Here is a 22,854-nt window from a genome sequence, read left to right on the forward strand (position 1 = left end):
TGAGGTGAAGATACATGAAAAATACATAAATCGCTGTATAGAAATTGCCAAAAACGGATTGGGAACGACAAGACCAAACCCTATGGTAGGCTGCGTTATTGTGTTAAATAACACAATAATCGGAGAAGGTTTTACCAGCGCATACGGCGGACCACACGCAGAGGTTAACGCCATTCAGTCTGTTACAAATAAATCTCTTTTAAAAGACGCTACCCTTTACGTTACACTGGAGCCCTGTTCGCATTTTGGAAAAACACCACCGTGCAGCGATCTTATTATAAAACATAAAATCCCTAAAATTATTATCGGCACTATAGACGACAATTCTTTGGTTGCCGGCCAGGGCATAAAAAAACTGGAAACCTCGGGCTGCGAGGTACTGGTCGGTATCTTAGAACAAGAATGTAAACAGCTACACAAACGCTTTTTTACCTTTCATAATAAAAAGCGCCCTTATATCATTTTAAAATGGGCCGAATCTGCCGACGGATTTATTGCTCCAAAAACAAAAAACGAACAAAAACCCGTTTGGATCACCAATACATTTTCACGGCAATTAGTGCACAAATGGCGTACCGAAGAACAAGCCATTTTAGTGGGTGGTAACACCGTTCTACAAGATAACCCTTCATTAACAGCAAGAGACTGGAAAGGATTAAACCCCACAAGAATAGTAATAGATAAACATAATAATTTACCTGAGAACAACGCCGTTTTTAATAAAGAAGCAGAAACATTACTTTTAAGCTCAAAGCAAATAGATTTCTCTAAACCTTTAGCGCGACAAATATGCAATACGCTGCATTCTAAAAACATTACCTCTGTAATTATTGAAGGCGGCGCAAAGACCCTGCAATATTTTATAAATGAAAATCTGTGGGATGAAGCCCGAGTATTTTATAGCACCAACATTTTTAACGAAGGCACTAAAGCGCCAGAACTTAAAGGAGCATTGCAATCAGAAAACAGAATATTAAACGACACTTTAAAATATTTCACAAATGATTAATACCATAATTTTCGATTTTGGAGACGTTTTTATCAATCTTGATAAAATAGGAGCACTAGAAAACGCCTTGACTCATTTTAAGCTGAAACATTTTCCTAAAGAAATGATTCATATTAACGAACAATACGAAATGGGCTTAATCAGTAACGAGGTTTTCATTTCATATTACGAAACAACCTATCCTGATGTTGACAGGGAAAAGATATTGGAAATATGGAATTCCATTTTAAAAGATTTTCCACATCACCGATTAGAATTCCTTAAAGCCTTAGCTAAAAGCAAAAAATACAAACTTATTTTATTGAGCAACACTAACGATATACACATCGAATTTGTAAAAAGTTACGTGCCTTTTTTCAATGAATTTAAAAGTTATTTTGACGTTTTCTATTTATCACACGAAATTAACCTAAGAAAACCAAATGCCGACATTTACGAATTTGTTCTAAACCAAAACAACCTAAAAGCAGAAGAAACTCTTTTTATAGACGACACAACAGAAAATACGGATGCTGCTGAAAAATTAGGAATCCATACCTGGAATATAAATCCAAAAACCGAAGACGTAACAAGGCTTTTCGAGACAAAAAAACACTTATTCAATTAAACTTTTGGAAGAAAAAGACACTTATAAAACTATTGAAACCCCCTCTGAAGAAACCCTGTTTAAAGAAAAAAACAGCAAATTTTTCGGGTATGCATTTCCCGTAACCACGGAAGATGACATAAAATTCCATTTAGACGAAATTAAAAAGCAACACCATTCAGCAAGGCACTGGTGCTACGCTTACCAGTTAGGAACAGAATCTATAACCTATCGAGCTAACGATGATGGTGAACCTAACAATTCAGCCGGAATGCCTATTTACGGACAAATTCAATCTTTCGACGTCACAAACATACTAGTAATTGTGGTTAGATATTTTGGAGGCGTTAAATTAGGCGTTGGCGGACTTATAAGTGCATACAAAACTTCGGCCCAACTGAGTCTGGAAGCTTCAAAAATTATAGAGCGCACTATTAACAAAACATTCCTTATTATTTACGATTACAAAAACATGAATAAGGTAATGCGCATAATCAAGGAGAAAAACATAAACATAACCAATCAGAAATTAGAATTGCATTGCGAATTAACAATTTCGGTCAGAAAAAATGAAGCCGAAGCAGTTTTTAACAGTTTTGACAACCTATTCGAAGTCGAAATAAAAGAGGTGTAAGATTACTCAGGCATCAGATCTAAAATAGATTTCGGACACCGAATAGGACGTTTCGTATTCATATCCATAAAAGCTAAAACTGTATTTGCCAAAACGATCAATTCACCTGCTTCATTTGTAATTTCGAAGTCAAAATCGATACGCACTCCAGGTTTTTTTTTCAATATAGTTTTTACTGTCAAAACATCATCATAAAACGCTGATTTTTTGTAATTTAAACTCATAGAAACCACTGGCAACATTATCCCTTGCTCTTCCATTTCTTTGTAAGATATCCCCAGAGCCCTGAGCCACTCAGTCCGCGCCAACTCTAGGTATAGCGCATAATTTCCGTGATGAACCACGCCCATCTGGTCAGTTTCACCATATCGCACTCTTATTTGTATTTCGTCGAATTTCATAATAAAGTTTAAATATTTTTTTGTAGCTTCGGAAACGTGTTAAACATGGGAAAAAAAATCTAAAAATTCAATAGCACCACGTTTTTTTTTTAAGATATTTGTTCACATATTTGTCACACCAATAACCGGGGGATAATTTCATTTTTCTCTTACAACTTTTACTAACAAAAATCTTACAAAAAATAATGAGTGTAACTGCGCAATCGGTATGGAATAATTGTCTAGAATTCATAAAAGATAACATTCAACCGCAAGCATACAAAACCTGGTTTGAACCTATTGTCGCAGTAAAGTTAACGGACAACGCTTTAAGCATTCAAGTACCAAGTAAATTTTTCTATGAGTGGCTGGAAGAGCACTATGTTAAAATTTTAAAAGTAGCATTAACCAAGGAATTAGGAGCAAAAGCCAAACTGGTTTACATTATTAAAATGGAAAACACCTATGGCAACAAACAACCTTTTACAGAAAAGATCCCTAGTTCCAGCCGCACACCTGTAAAACCTCAGGATGTTGACATTCCTTTAAACAACAAAAATCCAGAATTACGCAATCCGTTTATAATTCCTGGAATTAGAAATGTTAAAATTGAGTCTCAACTTAACCCTAATTATAGTTTCGACAACTTCTTAGAAGGCGATTCTAACCGATTAGCACGAAGCGCGGGCTTAGCTGTTGCAGCTAAACCGGGAGGCACCTCTTTTAACCCGTTGTTAATATTTGGAGGTGTTGGATTAGGTAAAACACATTTAGCACATGCTATTGGAGTTGAAATTAAAGATAAATATCCTGAAAAAACGGTACTTTATATTTCTGCTGAAAAATTCACGCAACAATATATAGACTCGGTAAAAAAGAATAATCGTAATGATTTTATTCATTTTTATCAGATTATTGACGTATTAATTATAGACGACGTTCAATTCCTTTCTGGAAAGTCAGGAACTCAGGATGTGTTTTTCCATATTTTTAACCACCTGCACCAAAACGGAAAACAAGTGATTTTAACGAGTGACAAAGCTCCTGTTGACATGCAAGACATTGAGCAGCGTTTATTATCTCGTTTTAAATGGGGACTTTCTGCAGAATTGCAAAGCCCGGATTACGAAACCAGAATTTCTATATTAAACAATAAGCTATATAGAGATGGTGTAGAGATGCCTGAAGACATTATTGATTATGTTGCTAAAAACATAAAAACTAATGTTAGAGAACTAGAAGGCGCCATTATTTCGCTAATCGCTCAATCGTCATTCAACAAAAAGGAAATAACTTTAGACCTTGCTAAACAGATTGTAGAGAAATTTGTTAAAAACACAAAACGCGAAGTTTCTATAGATTATATCCAGAAGGTCGTATCAGACTATTTCCAGATGAATGTAGATACACTACAATCTAAAACAAGAAAACGCCATATTGTACAAGCCAGACAATTAGCAATGTTCTTTGCTAAGAAATATACTAAAGCCTCACTGGCAAGTATTGGTTCGCAAATAGGAAAAAGAGATCACGCTACTGTACTTCATGCCTGTAAAACTGTAGACAATTTACAAACTACAGATAAGCAGTTTAAAAAGTACGTAGAAGACATTACCAAAAAATTATCGGTTTAAAACATCTAGATTATGACTAAAATACTCATGGTTTGCCTTGGAAATATTTGTAGATCTCCATTGGCTGAAGGTATTTTACGTTCTAAATTACCCTATGAAGATTTCGTCATAGATTCAGCCGGAACCAGCAGCTACCATATCGGATCTAATCCGGATAAGCGTTCTGTTAGTGTTGCCCGCAAATACGGTATTAATATTTCGAACCTAATGGGGCGACAATTTACAATCAACGATTTTGATGAATTCGATATTATTTACGCTATGGACACTTCTAATTTCCGAGACATTATTCATCTAGCGCGAACCGAAGACGACAAAACCAAAGTTAAGCTTATTTTAAACGAAATTTATCCGAATCAGAATTACGATGTTCCCGACCCATATTACGGAGGTGACCACGGATTTGAAAACGTTTATAAAATGCTAGACGAAGCCTGTTCTGTAATAGCAGAGCAATTCAATTAATTCTTTTTTTTTACTGAACTTATCATGACGACTCCAGGAAAACTATACTTAATACCAACAACTCTGGGCGACAACGAACCCCTAGAAGTTCTTCCCATATCAGTAAAACACACCATAGAACAACTCGATACTTTTATCGTTGAAAACGAAAAGACTGCTCGTAGATTTATAAAGAAAATCTGCCCGGAAAAACCACAACCCAGTTTAAATATTTTCGTTTTAAACAAATTCACAGAAGCCAGTGAATTACCTGAATTTCTTGAACCTTGCCTAAAAGGAACACATGTTGGACTACTTTCCGAAGCCGGATGCCCTAGTGTAGCCGATCCCGGATCGGACGTTGTTAAAATCGCACATTTAAAAAACATACAGGTTGTTCCTCTTGTAGGTCCTTCATCAATTCTGCTTGCACTTATGAGCTCAGGAATGAATGGACAAGGCTTTACATTTAACGGCTACCTACCTATAGACAAGAATGAAAGAAAAACTGAATTAAAGCGATTAGAACGTTTATCTTTCGACTATAATCAATCTCAGATCTTTATTGAAACCCCATACCGCAACAATAAAATGCTGGAAGATATCTGTAATATTTTAGGAAATACCACTTCAGTTTGTGTAGCCTGCGACATAACCTTACCAACCGAATTTATAAAAACAAAAACGGTTTCAGAATGGCGTAAAAACAAAGAAGACCTTCATAAAAGGCCTTCTATATTTATTATTCATAAAAATTAACACTAAACTTTTTCTGCAATTTTGGCTTTTGCCTGCTTGTTAGGCTTTACAAACGAAGTATCGTAACCCGAGAATTTTTTAAGATAGTACTCTATAGTTGTACCATATGCGTCTTCAAAACCATTCTGACCATTACTACGCAGGTATTTTTTAACACTTCCAGGTCCGGATAAATGCGCTGCTGCCAGTATCCCTGATTCTGTAATTAAAATACCATTGATTTTTTTACCTACAAAACGCTTAATATCACGGCGCAATATCCACTTGTTACGTTCTGCATTTGCTAGAAAAGCTCTCTCCTGTAGCTCTGGGTTATTTAAAAAATGTACCGGATTATGTATTCCAATCATTTTTAAAGTCTCTTTGCTAAACTGATATTTCCCTAAATACCCTAAAGTATTCACCGTAAAATAATCGCCTCTGGACTCTTTAAAGCCAACAGCCTCCTTAAACCCAATGAACGATTTCCCCAGATAAGGCGAAAACACTTTAGCAACTTCTGCCTCTATAGCCTCTTCTTCTAAATTTTCGTTGTCAACGTCTTGCGCGTTAACCGTATAATTTAAAGCTAGTCCCTGGGTTGAATACGCTTTTACATTTACTTGATCTTCTGAAGAAAATGAAAAGAATGCCAAAGAACATATTGCAAGAATTCCAAATAAATAACTTCCAATATTTTTTATCATAACTATAAATTTCATTAAGTCCGAAAACGATTTTCTAACTTAAAAATTTGAGCTTGCAAATATACATCTTTTTTCATTAATCTGAAAACTAATCGATTAACATCAAAAAAGCTCCTTTACACGCCTAGTTACGTACAAGTTAACGGCTTTATAAGTAGTTTAACTTAGTATGTTTTTGACAGAAAAAACCTACTTTATGAATTATAAAAACGTTAATTTTAACCAAATTTAACGGATTCCCTGACGATTTAAATAGTTTTGATACGCCCTTGCATTGGCATTATGTTGACTTAAATTTTTGGCAAACCTATGAAAACCTAAACGCTCGGCATCGGCGGCGAAATAATAATAATCATGTTTCTCCGGATTTAAAACGGCATCGATAGCCGATATATCCGGCATAGCAATAGGCCCCGGAGGTAAGCCTGTATTTAAATACGTATTATACGGAGATTTAATAGTTTTATGCTTATTAAGCACACGCTTAATTACGGTATCTTGGTATTCCGGCAATTGATAAGCCGCAAATTTTAATGTAGGATCGGCTTGAAGCAACATCCCCACTTTTAATCGATTTAAATATACCCCAGCAATACGAGGTTGCTCAGAGGCTTGCTTAGACTCCTCATGCACTATAGAAGCCAAGGTCATCACCTCATTTTGTGTTAAATTGAGAGCTTCCGCTTTTTCAGTCCGGCTTTTATTCCAGAACTTTTTATACTCAATCAACATTCTATCTCTAAACTGTTCTCCTGAGGTATTCCAGAAAAACTCATAACTATTAGGAATAAACACACCCAGGTTTGTAGTAGTTGAAAAACCGTTAGCCTCTAAAAATTCAGGATCGTTAATTGCCTGAATTAAGGCCAGACTATCAGCTTCTATTTGTTGTCCAATACGTCCCGCTAGACTATTTACAGACATCTGATTATTAAAAGCCACTGTAATCGGAATATTTTTACTTCGTATAGAATTTATAATATCATTATTATTCATCCCCTTTTTAATTGCAAACTTCCCGGCTTTTAAATGTGTAGTATATTGTTTTCGTTCTGCCAAAGCATCAAACTTACCTATATCTTTCAACAAGGGTTTAAGCTGCTCTCTCACGTCCTGATAACCAGCCCCGGTAGGCACATATATATAAGCTACATCATTATTAAATGAAGTATTAGGTTTAAACATAACAGAATACACATAGTGCGCAAAAAATGCAGCAACTACAAGTCCTAATAGCGCAATGGCTACAATTATTTTTTTAATATACATTATTCGTTTATACGTTGAAAAAGTAATTCGTTTTTATACACTCCATTTACAAGATTCCACGCCTGCTTAACGCCTACCTCCTGAAAACCGAGTTTTTTAAAAAGATTTATACTATGAATATTTTCTTCGGCAATATTACAATACACTTGATTAAGCTGTAACTGCTTAAAACAATACTCCACTAAAAGCGACAAAGCTTCCGCTCCAAATCCTTTTGATCTGTTAGTGTGATTCTGAATTAAAATACCAACCCCTGCGCGCCTGTTTTTAAAATCAAAATCGAATATATCTATCAGGCCAATGGTTTCGCTTTTTAAAGTGCTTATTACTAATCGTAATTGCTTAACTTCAAAAATATCTTTGTGGGCATGTTCTAAATATTCTTTTATTAAATACCGAGAATAGGGTGTTTGCGTATGACTCAGCTCCCAGATCGATTCATCATTCTCCACTTGATAGACAAATTCTAAATCTTCAGGCTCGAGAGCCCTCAAATAAACCTGTTCACCTCGCAATGTTACCATGCTACTTCGCCTTTAAACACCTGTTTTGCCGGACCTATTAACCATACATTATTATATTTACCGTCTTGGGCATTAAATGCAACTCTTAGTTCGCCTCCTTCTACATTAAGGTTCACCGTATTTGCATTAGTTTCGCCAAGCGCATGCATAGCAAGTGCCACTGCCGTTACACCTGTACCACAGGATAACGTTTCATCTTCAACACCACGCTCATAAGTACGCACTCTAAAAGTATCTGCCCCCTGTTTCTGAACAAAATTCACATTAGTCCCTTCGCTAAAGTATGGCGCTCCGGTTCTTATATTACGTCCTATCGTTTTAATATCGAAACTTTCAATATTCTCTTCAAATTGCACATGATGAGGAGATCCGGTATTTAAAAACACATAATTATCATGTTTCTGAATATCGGCGACATCCTGCATTTGCAATTTTACCAGTCCCTCTTCGAAAACCACATAATGCATACCGTCTATAGCCTCGAACGAACCTTTATCACCAATAATTCCCAAATCTTTTGCAAATTGAGAGATACAACGTCCACCATTACCACACATGGTACTTTCATTACCATCAGCATTAAAATAAACCATTCTAAAATCGGCTTCAGGATGATTTTCCAGAAGGATTAATCCATCTCCACCTATCCCAAACCGTCTGTCACATAAGAAATTAACACGTTTCACATCTGTCTTATCGAATGTATTTGAACGATTATCAATCATTACAAAATCATTCCCTGTTCCCTGGTATTTATAAAAAGTCTGTTTCATAATTGCTTGCAAATATAACAATATAATACCGTTTATCTGCGTTGTTAAAAGTCCTTAAACAAGACGTTAAAAATCGTTAAACTCGAACCAATCATTCTAAAAAATCCTAATTTTAGAATAAAGTATTACAAACTAAATTAATATATAGATGAAAAAGATTTTAACCCTAGTATTCGTATCTGCTTTAGGAGGTGCTTTAACATTGGGCTCCTACAAAATGTTTTTAGAACAAGATAATGCTTTAGTAATTACAAAAACAGAGCCAACTATTTCCAGTTACATCCCAACCTCTAACGTTTCGTCTGCCAATAATATTTTAAATGCCCCCGATTTTACCAAGGCTGCTGAAAACACAGTACACACCGTTGTACACGTTAAAAACATGGCCATGGTATCCGGCCAGATGACCTTCGAAGATTTGTTTTACGGTCGTCGACCTATGCAACCACAAGTGGGTACTGGTTCGGGAGTAATTATTTCGCCTGACGGTTATATTATAACCAATAACCATGTAATTGATGGCGCTCAGGCCCTTTCGGTTACACTTAACAATAATAAGGAATATGACGCTAAAGTTATTGGATCCGATGATAAGACAGATATAGCTTTATTAAAAATTGAAGTAGACGAAGAACTACCTTATACCACATTTGGAGACAGCGATCAGGCCAAAATCGGTGAATGGGTTCTTGCCGTTGGTAACCCTTTCAATTTAACTTCTACAGTTACTGCCGGAATTATTAGTGCAAAATCGAGAGATTTAACCGGACAAAGTTACCAATCCTTTATTCAGACAGATGCAGCAGTAAATCCAGGGAACTCAGGGGGAGCTTTGGTAAATGCCAATGGCGATTTAATAGGAATAAACACTGCTATTTCATCTCAAACCGGATCATATATCGGTTATTCATTTGCGGTTCCGAGTAATATTGCGAGAAAAGTTATTGAAGATATCATGGAATACGGTAATGTTCAAAATGGAATTTTAGGAGTTACCGGAGGGGCTTTAAATAACGATTATGCCGAGAAATTAAACTTAAGTGAAACTGAAGGATTTTATGTAGACTCTGTAGAAGAAGGTTCTGGTGCTGACAAAGCCGGAATTAAACACGGGGATATTATTAAGAAAATAGACCAGGTTAGCATTACTAAATTCTCAGACTTACGAGGGCATTTAAACACAAAACGCCCGGACGATGTGGTAAATGTAACCCTGCTGAGAGACGGAAAAACAAAAGAAGTTCCTGTTACTTTAATTAAAAATCAAACGCTTACCATGCCACTTGTTGGTGTGATAAAAAACACCAGCAAAGAAGATTTAAAGAAATTTAACCTTAATAATGGTGTAAAAATCATCAGATTAAACGAACAATACGAAACTTACTGGAAGCGTAATGGTATTACTCCCGGGAATATTATTACTGCAATAGACGGTCAGAAAGTTAAAAATGTAGACGACGTTCAGAATATTATGAGGAATAAATCACCTTACGAACCCTTACAAATTGAATTAATAAACGAAAAAGGTGAAAAAGAACGTTATAATTTTAGATAAACATTAAACATTTTTCAACAAAAACAGACAAACCCTTTAGGAATTCCTAAAGGGTTTATTTTTTCAAAAAAAAGCTACGAAAACGTTTGAAATAAATTATTTTTGCGCAAATTTTAAACAACACACTAAATAATTAGACAATGAGTTTTATCGAAACTTATGAAAAAGAATTAGCTTTTCAAGCCGACCGAAGAAGAGCTACTGTAGAATTTATTAAAATTGTTAGCGACCTGTGGTACGACAAGGCTATCGAATTGGTTTTATTTAGAAATCAGTTAATTGACCGCAACGTAAGTCAAATTCTGAACCTCCATGAATACGCAGGGGAATTTGTAGGAAAACCAATTTCCATATTCGATTCTGTAGAAATTGCACAGGCCATTAAAACACTCGATTTACCTCCGGCCAAACTGGATATTGGTAAATTAACTTACGAGTTTCAATTAGACGACCAAAAGCACAGCAATGCCATGGCTTTTGTTGCTCAAAAACTGAAGCATGCCAGCAAATTCGAATCGATTAAACCTAAAGATGTCGTGCTTTATGGATTTGGTAGAATAGGACGATTGGTAGCCCGTGAACTTATGACCAGAACAGGATCAGGAAATCAACTACGTCTAAGAGCTATCGTTACCAGAGGAAAAATAGACCAGACTGTTTTAGAAAAAAGAGCCTCCTTGCTTAGAAACGATTCTGTTCATGGAGAGTTTTCCGGAAATGTAATTGCAGACGCTAAAAACAACGCTTTAATAATTAACGGAACTACAGTTAAAATTATTTCTGCCAACAATCCGGAAGATATTGATTACACTGCATACGGCATTAACAATGCTTTGGTAATTGATAATACAGGTGTTTTCAGAGATAAGGAAGCCTTGAACAGACACCTTACTTCGAAAGGAGTTGATAAAGTTTTACTTACCGCTCCAGGAAAAGGTGTTCCAAATATTGTGCATGGGGTAAATCACTTAGAATATGATCCAAACACGGTTAATATATTTTCAGCAGCATCCTGCACAACCAATGCCATCACTCCTATTTTAAAGGCTATTCAGGATAAATACGGTATTGAAAGTGGGCATTTGGAAACCATTCATGCCTATACTAACGACCAGAATTTAGTCGATAATTTTCATAGCAAATACCGCAGAGGCCGTGCTGCTGCCCTAAACATGGTAATAACAGAAACCGGTGCCGGAAAAGCTGTTGCAAAGGCCCTGCCTACTCTGGAAGGCAAATTAACATCGAACGCCATTAGAGTACCTGTTCCGAATGGCTCTTTAGCGATACTTAATCTGGAACTTCAGACGGAAACAACTGTAAATGCTATTAATGATATTATAAAAGAAAGTGCTTTGGTTGGCCCTTTAGTAGAGCAGATTAAATATGAAATGAGCGACGAATTAGTTTCCAGCGATATTGTTGGTAGTTCAGCACCTTCAATCTTCGACAGTAAAGCAACAATTACAAGTGCTAACGGAAAAAATGCAATTTTATACATCTGGTACGATAACGAGTATGGCTATAGTCATCAAGTAGTTAGACTTGCAAAACACATCGCCAAAGTAAGAAGATTCACCTATTATTAATAGACCGTAATCCAAAAATATTTTTTTTACGTATATATAGAGACCTCACTTTTGTGAGGTTTTTTGCTAATTAAACTGATTTACTTAAATAGCTTTTTTCTATTTTCGTAAAATTCTTAACCCAAATTAAACTAGACAAAATGACTCTACTAAAATCTTTAACATTAACCTTATTTACAGGTCTGCTCTCAATTTCGATGAACGCACAGTCAGATCCCGAAGATAAACTTTCGTTAAATGATGGTTCTTTAGACAATCAGTTTGAATATGTAATCCAGAAATCTAATAATTATCAGGATTATAAAGTCGTAAAAAAATCATGGTTATACGCACTTAAGTCTCATACCTTAGATTCGTTAAAAGCCGTTCATAAAGAATTATCGGAGACACAAATTAATGTAGACCAGCAAGCCAACGAAATCGGGACTTTAAAATCTAATTTAAGTGAAACCCAAAACACTTTAGATTTAACAAATAAGGAAAAAGACAGCATGCAATTTTTAGGCTTACAGTTAAGCAAACAAAGCTATAACACCTTTATCTGGTCTGTTATTGGCGGTCTATTAGTTTGTTTATTATTCTTTATCTATAAATTTAAAAATAGTAATACCGTTACCAAAGAAGCAAAAAGAATGCTGGCAGAGATTGAAGAAGAATTCGAGGAGCACAGACAAACAGCTTTAAAGCGAGAACAAAAAGTAAGACGTCAATTACAGGACGAACTTAATAAACAAAAAGCGAGTGTATAATTAATTTCATATCCATAATATTTAACACTTGTAAAAAGTCTATACAGCAATGTATAGGCTTTTTTTCTTTCCAAGAACAATTTACAAAGTTTAATAACTTCCATATTTAGCCATTTCTTCGCATCTTTGCGCTTTGTAACAAACAGAGCTATGCGTATAGATATTATTACGGTGTTGCCAGAATTATTAGAAAGCCCTTTTAACGCTTCTATATTAAAACGTGCCATCGAAGCGAATCTCGTAGAGGTTCATTTTCACAATTTAAGAGATTATACAAGTGACAATTATAAAACCGTAGACGATTATCAGTTTGGAGGTGGCGCTGGTATGGTTATGCTCATTGAACCTATTGACAAATGCATTTCTAAATTAAAGTCTGAACGCACTTACGACGAAGTTATTTATATGACTCCGGATGGAGAGACCTTAAATCAGGGGATCGCTAATGCTTTATCGCTTAAAGAAAACCTAATTATACTATGCGGGCACTACAAAGGCGTTGACCAACGGGTGCGCGATATGTTTGTAACTAAAGAAATCTCAATAGGCGATTATGTGCTTTCGGGAGGTGAACTTGGTGCTGCTGTCCTGTCGGACGCCATTATTAGATTAATACCAGGAGTTTTAGGAAATGAGACTTCGGCTTTAACCGATTCGTTTCAGGACAATTTATTAGCTCCCCCAATTTATACGCGACCACGAGAATACAAAGGCTTAAAAGTACCCGATGTCTTATTTAGCGGCAACTTCCCTAAAATCGAAGAATGGCGTGAAAATCAAGCCCTTGAACGTACTAAAATAAGACGTCCTGACCTTCTTGACAATTAATTATTTTTACCAGTACTATTGTAATTAATAAAAAAATCGTTATTTTTGCAGCCAATTTCGAACCAACCTCTGGCGAAAATCGTGAATGTTGCTTTGATATAACTATAATTAATATAAAAAGATATGGAATCTTTAATAAAATTTGTACAAGACGAATTTGTAACAAAAAAGGAATTTCCACAATTCGGAGCCGGAGACACAATTACTGTGTACTACGAAATTAGAGAAGGTGAAAAAGTACGTACTCAGTTTTTTAGAGGGGTAGTTATTCAAAAAAGAGGAACAGGTACTTCTGAAACATTTACAATCAGAAAAATGTCTGGAACTGTAGGTGTAGAGCGTATTTTCCCAATTAACATGCCTGCTTTACAAAAGATTGAAGTAAACAAAAGAGGTAAAGTACGTAGAGCTCGTATTTTCTACTTTAGAGGTCTTACTGGTAAAAAAGCTAGAATTAAAGAAAGAAGACGCTAGTATTTTTACAACGCATATAATTAAAAGTCCTGAAATAAATTCAGGACTTTTTTTATGAACAAAAGTGAACAAAACAAGTTTATAACCTGTTGACATTTAAAATGTTAAATTCATTGATTTTTCCTTAATGTTTTCTTATCTTAGCATAACAATTAATACTTCAAATATCATTTGTGTATTAAACGTTCTTTTTAGAATTGTTTTTAAGATTAGATTACCTGTTTAAGTAAAAATAATCATGAAGTTTAAATATTAGCATAAGTTGTATGGCAACAAATATTTTAAACTAAAAGTTTTCGAATGTATATAGATACGAAGTTAGATATAGAAAGAAAACAATGTTTTATACTGTGTTTGTATTAACAAAACAAGAATTAAATCATCACAAAAACAATTCACAGAAACATTTTAGTAGCAAGTAAATACATTTTGAAAGTTACAGAAAAAAATGTTTCAATTTTGAAATGGGATTGTTTTAATGAAAACAAGTAAGATGTATTTCCGAACGTAATTAGCAATTATGCTAATAAATTTAAAACACTGTTTCAGAGAAAGCCATGTCAGAATAGTATAACTATCTTGATATGGCTTTTATGTTTTTATTCACTGTATGGTGTATTCAAATTGGAAACCTTGATAGAAGATTGTTCTCCATCACTAACAGTTAAAACAAGCCTATAATCCTCATTGTTTTCTGGAATATTTATTTTTAGGTAAGGTAAATTCCCAACAGGTTGTATCGCTAAATAATTACCATAAGCATCACATTTAACCAATTCCCATTCATAACTAAATTGTTTATTCTTATAACCTGGAACCCAGAGTTGACTTTCGTCCTGAATAAAGGCATGATACGTTAAGACTCTGTTAGAATGTGTTACCTTTGTTGGCTTAAGAATATTACAGTGAATACTACTTCCTGAACTTATTGATGATTTTGATTTTGGCGTTATTAAATTTTGAAGCTGAAAAAATCCTTTTTTATACCTGTTTTTTCTATCTATCAGGCCTTCGAAAGCGATATTATTTATGCCTTGCTGATCCTGCCAAAAAGATACGAAAAACGGAATATCATCTTTTACAAATTCATCCTGCGCTAATACTTCTACAGGAATTTCAGAAAACACATAAGGTATAGATTCCTTTTCCAGCCCTTCTAAATTCACTTTTAACGCTATGGAATCCTTTACCTTCAGTCCTATGTAATCGAGATTAGGCATAATCTTTTCAATACTTCTGGCATGTAAGTTAGTTAAGTTATTCGATTTTAAATCTAAAATAACAGGTCTTGAAGCATCTATACGTTTTATATCTTCAATTAATCCACCAAGCCAATTAAGGTAGGCCTGCTTCTGGATTAACAATTCCGGTTTATAATAAAAAGTCCCCAAATCAGATAACACATCGTTTTGCAGATTCCAAGCTATTATTTGGCTTTTTTCCTTATAACGTCTAACTTTATGCAATATATTTTGTTGAATTTCCTTCAGTAATAAAGTATCTTTAATAAAGTCCATCTGCACTGGAAGATTAAAACCATAACACACTTTTATTCCAAATTCTTCACTTATATTTAAAACATTCCTGTCATATACTGAATTTTCTTTAAACTTTATCACATTTATACCTACATTGGACATAGTTGAGAAATCATGGACAAGCGTCCTTCTATCTAAAACAAAAAAATCTTCTTTCCAGTTTTCTCCTTTTTTAAAATTAACCCCATGAACATTTTTCAAACTTATAGCCCCAGATGAATGTGGCTTTTCTAAATGATTTTTCGATTTTATAATAGCATTAGTAATTAATAAATCTCTTTCCCTATCATTTTCTAAATCATGAGGTATTACTGAGTTTACAGACTCTTTTTCTGTCGATCGAACAGCCAGATACTTAATTTTATTGAAATTAAAACGACGTTCATCTTTTAAGTAGTCTTCATACAAACTAAAATCTTCAGCTTTAAAAGAATGTTCTAGCCCCGTTTTATTTGCGACCTTCCAATTAAACCGTTCCGGTGAATTAAATCCATCCGGCATATTATTATCTACGTCCGAATTAAAATAAACTATTGCTTTAATTTCATCAAATTCATGTTTTAAACAAGTATAAGCTTCTTTAAACCATTCATCCTGATTTCCATCCCCCCTTAAGGAACCGAATTCTGAAATTATTATTGGAGTCTTTGGCAATTTGATTATTTCGTTATGAAAAGAATCGTATAATTCTTTAAAACTTGCCCAGCCGGCAGCTTCTTTATCTGAAGCATAGTTTAGTATATTAACACCAATCCAGTCTACAACATCTTCTCCCGGGTAATAAGCAGCTACATGCTCAGCTCTCCAAGGATTCCAAATCCAAACAACATTTTGAACGCCATTTGCTTTAAAAATATCATAAACATGCCTCCAGGCCTCAATAAACACTTCCGATGCCTGTTTCCTTTCATCAAACCAAGGATAAAACGGGTTATCAAATTCGTGAGCAAATCTTAAAAAAACTGGTCTTTTCAGGGATTTAAACTGAATTGCAGACGCCTTTAAATACGCATCAAAATACCCCTCGTTTACCAAATCAAAAACATGCTTATTTTCATTTAAATCTTGTTCCTCATAATTATTCCAAGGTTCCCAGGTAATCATGGGAACAGCATTCATCTGATATACAGAATCCATGACTTTAGAAGAAAACACAAATTCTTTATCCGGATTCCATGCATAATAAAAAGAAGCAATACTTAATTTTTCATCTATAACATCAGCAAATTCATTTATTCCATGAACTGTTGTAATCCCATTATCTACCTTTGGAGAAAATACACCTAAATATTTAATTTCCTTCTGTACAGGTTCTGCCAAAGCTATTCCGTTTTGCTTTATTTCTTCCTTTTGATAGTGTAAAAAACTACTTATTACAACGGTTAAAAGAAGCATCAGTAAAGCCGTTTTCTTTCCTACTCCATAAAAAAGCTGTCTTATAAATTCCTTTTTCGAAAAAACAAACGCGTTCAAATAATCTGCAAACTTATACATCCTGCGTTTTTCATAAGCAAATACTAAAGTAAACAGCATAATCAAAGCATTCCAAAAGGCGAATCCTGCCATTGCAATCGAGTACGGCGTAAAATCTTTCGCTAAACCATAGTATATCGCACTTAAGGATAACAAAAAAACTATAATATTAGGAAGCACAACTTTAAAATGAGTTCTTTCAAAATCTGATTTTTCAGTTGGCAGATAAACTAAATTTTTACCAATTACATTATATATTACTCCAATTACATATACCCACCATGTGCATTGAAATAAAATTCCTCCCAATAAATGTAAACCACGTTCACTTTTATGAATCACCCAATTTTGGACAGATAATCTTATAGCTATAAAACTTACTAATATGGGCGCCACATGTAAAAGAAACTCAACAAGATCTGCCCGATAAGGTGATATAGAAAAATTTAATGAAATTATTGGAATTAGTAACCATATAAAAAATGCTATTCCAGAAAAATAGTGAAATGGTAATATACCATAATGAATTTTTTGCCTCCAGGTAAATTTCTTAAATAATTTAGGATACACTTTTAAAAGGAGTTCGAGAGTACCTTTAGACCATTTTAATTGTTGCTGATAATAAGATGTTAACGTAGCCGGCACTAAGCCCTTAGTTAGTGACTTTGGTAAATAAATTGATCTCCACCCTTGAGCATGGAGTCTCATAGCGGTGTGCAAATCTTCAGACAACCCTGAAGCATGACCTCCAATAGAATCTAACGCTTCTCTTCTAAATACACAGTTAGCCCCAATAGCATTTACTGTCCCATAACTATTCATTCCCATCATTAATGGACCGTAAAAATGAAACGTCTGTTGAGCCGCTCCTTTGGCTACCTTAGATTCATTAACATTATAATAAGCCTGAACCGTTTGTACAAAACCAATACTATCATCAGCAAAATAAGGAATAACTTCATCAAGAAAGTTCTCATCCGGAATATGATCGGGATCAAGAATCAAGCACAATTCCCCTTTAGCCTGTTGTAATGCATTATTAATATTCCCGGCTTTAGCATCAACTCTATTTGTTCTTGTAACATGAACTATATTGTGTTTCTTACAAAATGCCTTTAACTCAGGATGGTTAGCTTCATCACACAAATAGGTTGTATGCGGATATTTTATTTTTACTATCGCCAGTAAAGTCTCTGTTACCATTTCTATAGGCTCTCCTGGAAAATACGTTGTAAACACATCTACTGTTAAAGGTTTCCATACTTTTGGTTTTTCAGGAATAGAAATATTCCAATAGTGATACCACATATAAATAATCCTGAATACATCGTATACAAGCAGAACAAAAATGAGCCAGTATAAGGTACTATTACCAACAAAGTCAGGAGATAAAAACCAAATAAAAAAGCTTAAAACACTTATCATACCGATAAGTATCATTATCCTTAATTTAATAAGCTGCAGCCTTGTAGGCGGACCAAACACAAGTGAATCGTTCATTTTTAATTAAGTATATAGAATGGGACATTGGCTGTTGAGAAATTATTTTGTTTATCATAAACATTTACAAATAACCTATAGGGCCCTTCCTCTTCGGGCATTTTAAATTCAATTTTACTTCCGGGGATAGATTTAATAAGAATGGGGTTATTATAAAGGGAATCAAACTTTTCTTCCTGATCTCCCCAGCCCTCCTTACACAAAACCCATTTAAATTTAAGATCTGAATTTTGATGAGCCCCCAAATTCAATTCGGCTTTACCAATATGATTAGGTTTATAAATATGATTTGTAAACTTTCCATTACCATTTAGTTCAAGATCTAATATTTGTGGAGGAATACTATCTTTAGACTCCTGCTTTGTCCACACAGATTTTAAGCTATAGAACGTTTCCGAGGTTCTTCCTTCCTCATTAAAAATATTAAACCAGGTTGGAGTACCTTCAACTTTATCTCCCCAATAAAATACCAGGCTACCCAAAGCGTTTTTATCGGGCTCTATATAACTTTTATACAGATCAGTATATACTTTTGCCTTTTCTGTACTATTTAGTTCTACCAAAGACTCCCAGGTATTTCTATCCTCTTCCCAAGGACCATGGATACCCCATTCACTAAAGAAATAAGGTTTCAAATTCAGTAAATATGAAAATTTCGACACTATTGGATCAACATCTGGTAAACTTCCAAACACATTAAACCCCATCAAATCTATATTATGTGCATATAAATAAATTCCTAAAATCTGAGTTTTAGTTGTACTACAAATGGTTGTAGAAACCGGGTGATTCGGATCTAACTCATGAATAATATCAATGAGATTATTATAAGTTTTAATAAATCTATTCTTAAAAAAGACTAAAGGAAAATCGACCTCATTTCCCAAACTCCAAAACAATAAAGCAGGATGATCTTTAATTCTGTTTACCAAAGACCTAACCTCTACCTCCATACTATCGGTAAAAGTTTTGGAATCGTAATAATGATATTTAGGAGAATACGGAGGTATAGGAATATCTACAATTACCGCTATATTATGTTTATAAGCCTCATCTAAAACCCCTTGTATATTGGTTGTATCATAAACGCGTAAAGTATTTCCTCCAATTTCAGCTAATTCTTTTATGTGAGATCTCCCTGAAGCTCCTTTAATATAAAAGGGTTTTCCGTTTCGAAAGAGCTGTGGACCATCCTTACCTTGACTTAGATAAACGGTTTTAGTAGTATCTACTTTACTTGTATTTTTTATTCTGAGATAAAATAAAAACCCTACAGCCAGGCATATTACAAAAAGTAACAGATAAAGGGCGCGTTTTAACATAGCTAATCATTTGTTAAACAATCACCTATTAAATTATAATTAATTTAAAACTGTTAGTAATCTATTTGTCATATTACTTAAATATTAGTTAAAATGAATAAATTTCAACATCATCTCGATAAATAGAACCATCTTCAATTTAACTTCTATTAATTTTGAAGTATTCAATATCATTAATACTATTTTACATAGTAAGAGTTCATGCTGTAAAACATAAACTATTTATTTTCAATTAAATTATTAACAGATAACAGGGGAAACTCTTTTAGTTACAGTAAATTTCCTAGCAAAAAAACTTATCTAATTTTGTATATTTGCTATCCGCGAAAAATACCGTATATTCTTCGCCCAAAAAAAAAATTATAAAACAATCTAAAATGGCAATCAGTTCTAAAATTATTTACACAAAAACCGATGAAGCTCCGGCTTTGGCAACTTACTCTTTTTTACCTATTGTTAAGGCCTTTTTAAGTCCTTCTAACATAAATATCGAAACCAGAGATATATCATTAGCAGGAAGAATTATTGCTACATTTCCAGACTTTTTAACCAAAGAACAACAATTACCAGATGCTTTAGCTGAATTAGGTGAATTAGCGAAAAAACCTGAAGCCAACATCATTAAACTTCCAAATATAAGTGCCTCTATTCCTCAGTTAAAAGCGGCTATCAAAGAATTACAAAATCAGGGATACGATTTACCAAATTATCCGGATGAACCGAAAACTCAGGCTGAAAAAGAAATTAAAGGCAGATACGATAAAATTAAGGGTAGTGCTGTAAACCCTGTTTTACGTGAAGGAAACTCCGACCGTAGAGCTCCTAAAGCAGTAAAAAATTACGCAAAAAAGAATCCTCATACTATGGGAGCATGGTCAGCCGATTCTAAAACGCATGTTGCTACTATGACAGCTGGAGATTTCGCTCATAACGAAAAATCTGTAACTGTAAAAGACGCGACAACTGTTAGTATACAATTTGAAGATGCTTCAGGAGCTAAAACAGTACTTAAAGATAATTTAAACTTATTATCCGGTGAAATTATCGATGCTACTGTTATGAGTAAAAAAGCATTATTAAACTTTTTGGAAGCTCAGATTAAGGATGCTAAAAAACAAGATGTATTACTATCATTGCACATGAAAGCCACTATGATGAAGGTGTCAGATCCTATCATATTTGGCCATGCCGTTCGTGTATTCTTTAAAGACCTTTTTGCGAAACACGCAGAAACTTTCGAAAAAATAGGATTTGACCCTAATAATGGTTTCGGAAACCTATTAAGCAATTTAGACACACTGTCTGCAGATAAAAAAGAAGAAATATTAAAAGATATCGATGAAGCCTTTAAAAACGGACCAGCCTTAGCTATGGTTGACTCCGACAAGGGCATAACAAATCTTCACGTACCTAGCGATATTATTATTGATGCTTCTATGCCAGCCATGATTCGTACTTCTGGGCAAATGTGGAATGCTGCAGGAAAACAACAGGATACGAAAGCAGTAATACCAGACAGTAGTTATGCTGGAATTTATGAGGCTACTATAGATTTTTGTAAAGAACACGGCGCTTTCGACCCAACTACCATGGGAACTGTTCCAAACGTTGGTTTAATGGCTCAAAAAGCAGAAGAATACGGATCGCACGACAAAACTTTCGAAATGAGTGCTGATGGTATTGTACGTGTAATAGATACTAACAACAACGTTTTAATTGAACACCCTGTTGAAGCAGGTGATATCTGGAGAATGTGTCAGGTTAAAGATGCGCCTATTCAGGACTGGATTAAACTGGCAGTTAGCAGAGCAAGAGCTACCGATACTCCAACTGTATTTTGGTTAGACCAAAACAGAGCTCATGACGCCGAATTAATTAAAAAGGTTGAAGCGTATTTACCAGACCATGACACATCTGGATTAGAAATTAAAATATTAGCTCCAAAGGACGCTACAAAATATACTTTAGAACGCATTAAAGAAGGTAAAGACACCATTTCAGTAACTGGTAATGTCTTAAGAGATTACTTAACAGACTTGTTTCCTATTTTAGAATTAGGTACTAGTGCTAAAATGTTATCCATTGTTCCTTTAATGAATGGCGGAGGGTTGTTCGAAACCGGTGCCGGAGGATCAGCTCCTAAGCACGTACAACAATTCCTGGAAGAAAATCACTTACGTTGGGATTCCTTAGGAGAATTTTTAGCATTAGCCGTTTCATTAGAACATTTATCAGAAACGACTAAAAACGAAAAAGCTTTAATTTTAGCTGAAACTTTAGATGTCGCAACAGGAAAATTCCTTGATAATGGAAAATCTCCTTCTCGTAAAGCCGGAGAAATTGACAACCGTGGTAGTCACTTCTATTTAGCACTTTATTGGGCAGAAGCATTAGCAAATCAAACTAAAGATGAAGCTTTACAAGCTATTTTTAAAGATGTTGCTAAAGCATTGGCTGAAAATGAATCTAAAATTGCCGCAGAATTAATAGACATTCAGGGATCACCGGTCAATATAGGAGGATATTATGAGCCTGACGAGACTTTAACCTCTCAAGCCATGAGACCTAGTACGACTTTAAATGCTATTTTAGAAAACATTTCTAAAGCAATTGCATAATAAAAATTAATATGTTTAAAAAGGGCTCAATCATTGAGCCCTTTTTTTATATCCAATAAACAATACATCAAATTCATATCTTTGCACTATGGAATTTCATAGAACAACAGAAGCAGATTCTAAATACTCCAATTTAGAACATATGTCGATTAATGACCTGCTTATTAATATTAACAACGAAGACAAAACTGTACCACTTGCCGTGGAACAAACGTTACCACAGATAAGTCTATTAATTGAACAGATTGTAAATAAATTGAAGGATGGTGGTCGTCTCTTTTACATGGGAGCCGGAACAAGCGGGAGATTAGGAATTGTAGACGCCTCAGAATGTCCTCCTACATTCGGAGTTTCTCCTGATATTGTAATAGGATTGATTGCTGGAGGTGATAACGCAATAAGAAATGCCGTAGAATTCGCAGAAGATTCAACCACACAAGGCTGGATAGACTTAAAAGCACGTGATATTTCCACTAAAGATGTGGTTATAGGAATTGCCGCCTCGGGAAC

20 protein-coding genes are annotated in these 22,854 nt (G+C 34.6%); 13 read left to right on the plus strand and 7 right to left on the minus strand.

From position 1 onward, the window contains the following. The first annotated feature begins 4 nt into the window (after nt 1-4). The 3 genes from ribD to I3217_RS08265 are packed head-to-tail and all read left to right on the plus strand — an operon-like array spanning nt 5 to nt 2,229. Nucleotides 5-1,009, plus strand: a complete 1,005-nt coding sequence (ribD, locus tag I3217_RS08255; protein ID WP_435049283.1) for a bifunctional diaminohydroxyphosphoribosylaminopyrimidine deaminase/5-amino-6-(5-phosphoribosylamino)uracil reductase RibD — start codon at nt 5-7, stop codon at nt 1,007-1,009. Further along, nucleotides 1,002-1,616 (plus strand): HAD family hydrolase, encoded by a 615-nt coding sequence (locus I3217_RS08260; RefSeq protein WP_435049284.1) that lies wholly within the window; start codon nt 1,002-1,004, stop codon nt 1,614-1,616. The genes ribD and I3217_RS08260 overlap by 8 nt, the downstream gene beginning before the upstream one ends. Before the next feature lie 4 nt (nt 1,617-1,620). Next, nucleotides 1,621-2,229 (plus strand): IMPACT family protein, encoded by a 609-nt coding sequence (locus I3217_RS08265; RefSeq protein ID WP_435049285.1) that lies wholly within the window; start codon nt 1,621-1,623, stop codon nt 2,227-2,229. Between the two features lie 2 nt (nt 2,230-2,231). Here the strand turns inward: I3217_RS08265 and I3217_RS08270 are convergent, their stop codons facing one another. Further along, entirely contained in the window at nt 2,232-2,630 is a 399-nt protein-coding gene (locus tag I3217_RS08270) for an acyl-CoA thioesterase (protein ID WP_435049286.1), read from the minus strand. A gap of 185 nt (nt 2,631-2,815) precedes the next feature. On the opposite strand from I3217_RS08270, the gene dnaA reads away from it, so the two are divergent. The 3 genes from dnaA to I3217_RS08285 are packed head-to-tail and all read left to right on the plus strand — an operon-like array spanning nt 2,816 to nt 5,446. Further along, nucleotides 2,816-4,243 carry a chromosomal replication initiator protein DnaA gene (gene dnaA / locus I3217_RS08275; RefSeq protein WP_435049287.1) on the plus strand — a complete coding sequence of 476 codons (1,428 nt, stop codon included), beginning with the start codon at nt 2,816-2,818 and terminating at the stop codon, nt 4,241-4,243. A 12-nt stretch (nt 4,244-4,255) separates the two neighbouring features. Next, a complete protein-coding gene (locus I3217_RS08280; RefSeq protein WP_435049288.1) occupies nt 4,256-4,708 on the plus strand; it encodes a low molecular weight protein-tyrosine-phosphatase in 453 nt (150 codons plus the stop codon). 24 nt (nt 4,709-4,732) lie between these two features. Then, on the plus strand, nt 4,733-5,446 hold the full coding sequence (locus tag I3217_RS08285) for an SAM-dependent methyltransferase (protein WP_435049289.1): 714 nt from the start codon (nt 4,733-4,735) through the stop codon (nt 5,444-5,446). Nucleotides 5,447-5,448: 2 nt separating this feature from the next. Here I3217_RS08285 and I3217_RS08290 read toward each other — a convergent pair whose 3' ends face one another. The 4 genes from I3217_RS08290 to dapF form a co-directional block, all read right to left on the minus strand. After that, complete coding sequence (locus I3217_RS08290; RefSeq protein WP_435049290.1) at nt 5,449-6,132, minus strand: peptidoglycan-binding protein LysM; 684 nt, start codon at nt 6,130-6,132, stop codon at nt 5,449-5,451. Between the two features lie 228 nt (nt 6,133-6,360). Next, nucleotides 6,361-7,401 (minus strand): endolytic transglycosylase MltG, encoded by a 1,041-nt coding sequence (mltG, locus tag I3217_RS08295; protein WP_435049291.1) that lies wholly within the window; start codon nt 7,399-7,401, stop codon nt 6,361-6,363. Then, nucleotides 7,401-7,925, minus strand: a complete 525-nt coding sequence (locus I3217_RS08300) for a GNAT family N-acetyltransferase (RefSeq protein ID WP_435049292.1) — start codon at nt 7,923-7,925, stop codon at nt 7,401-7,403. The genes mltG and I3217_RS08300 overlap by 1 nt, the downstream gene beginning before the upstream one ends. Then, nucleotides 7,919-8,698 carry a diaminopimelate epimerase gene (gene dapF, locus I3217_RS08305; RefSeq protein WP_435049293.1) on the minus strand — a complete coding sequence of 260 codons (780 nt, stop codon included), beginning with the start codon at nt 8,696-8,698 and terminating at the stop codon, nt 7,919-7,921. Before dapF ends, I3217_RS08300 begins: the two co-directional genes overlap by 7 nt. Nucleotides 8,699-8,846: 148 nt before the next feature. On the opposite strand from dapF, the gene I3217_RS08310 reads away from it, so the two are divergent. The 5 genes from I3217_RS08310 to rplS all read left to right on the plus strand — a co-directional run bounded on the left by I3217_RS08310 (nt 8,847) and on the right by rplS (nt 13,893). Further along, nucleotides 8,847-10,253, plus strand: a complete 1,407-nt coding sequence (locus I3217_RS08310; RefSeq protein WP_435049294.1) for a trypsin-like peptidase domain-containing protein — start codon at nt 8,847-8,849, stop codon at nt 10,251-10,253. A 140-nt stretch (nt 10,254-10,393) separates the two neighbouring features. Further along, nucleotides 10,394-11,842 (plus strand): glyceraldehyde-3-phosphate dehydrogenase, encoded by a 1,449-nt coding sequence (locus I3217_RS08315; protein ID WP_435049295.1) that lies wholly within the window; start codon nt 10,394-10,396, stop codon nt 11,840-11,842. A 140-nt stretch (nt 11,843-11,982) separates the two neighbouring features. Continuing rightward, the gene (locus I3217_RS08320; RefSeq protein WP_435049296.1) at nt 11,983-12,591 is read left to right on the plus strand and encodes a tRNA (guanine-N1)-methyltransferase; all 609 of its coding nucleotides are present in this window, start codon (nt 11,983-11,985) and stop codon (nt 12,589-12,591) included. 150 nt (nt 12,592-12,741) lie between these two features. Next, nucleotides 12,742-13,419 carry a tRNA (guanosine(37)-N1)-methyltransferase TrmD gene (gene trmD, locus I3217_RS08325; protein ID WP_435049297.1) on the plus strand — a complete coding sequence of 226 codons (678 nt, stop codon included), beginning with the start codon at nt 12,742-12,744 and terminating at the stop codon, nt 13,417-13,419. Nucleotides 13,420-13,542: 123 nt separating this feature from the next. Further along, entirely contained in the window at nt 13,543-13,893 is a 351-nt protein-coding gene (gene rplS / locus I3217_RS08330) for a 50S ribosomal protein L19 (protein WP_435049298.1), read from the plus strand. A gap of 599 nt (nt 13,894-14,492) precedes the next feature. On the opposite strand, the gene I3217_RS08335 is transcribed toward rplS, so the two are convergent. Next, the gene (locus I3217_RS08335; RefSeq protein WP_435049299.1) at nt 14,493-18,404 is read right to left on the minus strand and encodes a glycosyltransferase family 2 protein; all 3,912 of its coding nucleotides are present in this window, start codon (nt 18,402-18,404) and stop codon (nt 14,493-14,495) included. Between the two features lie 2 nt (nt 18,405-18,406). Further along, on the minus strand, nt 18,407-19,726 hold the full coding sequence (locus I3217_RS08340) for a glycoside hydrolase family 2 TIM barrel-domain containing protein (RefSeq protein WP_435049300.1): 1,320 nt from the start codon (nt 19,724-19,726) through the stop codon (nt 18,407-18,409). Nucleotides 19,727-20,103: 377 nt separating this feature from the next. On the opposite strand from I3217_RS08340, the gene I3217_RS08345 reads away from it, so the two are divergent. Together I3217_RS08345 and I3217_RS08350 are read left to right on the plus strand one after the other, a co-directional pair. Further along, nucleotides 20,104-22,344, plus strand: coding sequence for an NADP-dependent isocitrate dehydrogenase (locus I3217_RS08345; RefSeq protein WP_435049301.1), 2,241 nt, complete (start codon nt 20,104-20,106; stop codon nt 22,342-22,344). A gap of 88 nt (nt 22,345-22,432) precedes the next feature. Beyond that, the coding region (locus tag I3217_RS08350; protein WP_435049302.1) for an N-acetylmuramic acid 6-phosphate etherase at nt 22,433-22,854 on the plus strand (422 nt) is incomplete at its 3' end.

Source organism: Formosa sp. S-31, assembly GCF_051172795.1.
GTDB lineage: Bacteria > Bacteroidota > Bacteroidia > Flavobacteriales > Flavobacteriaceae > Formosa.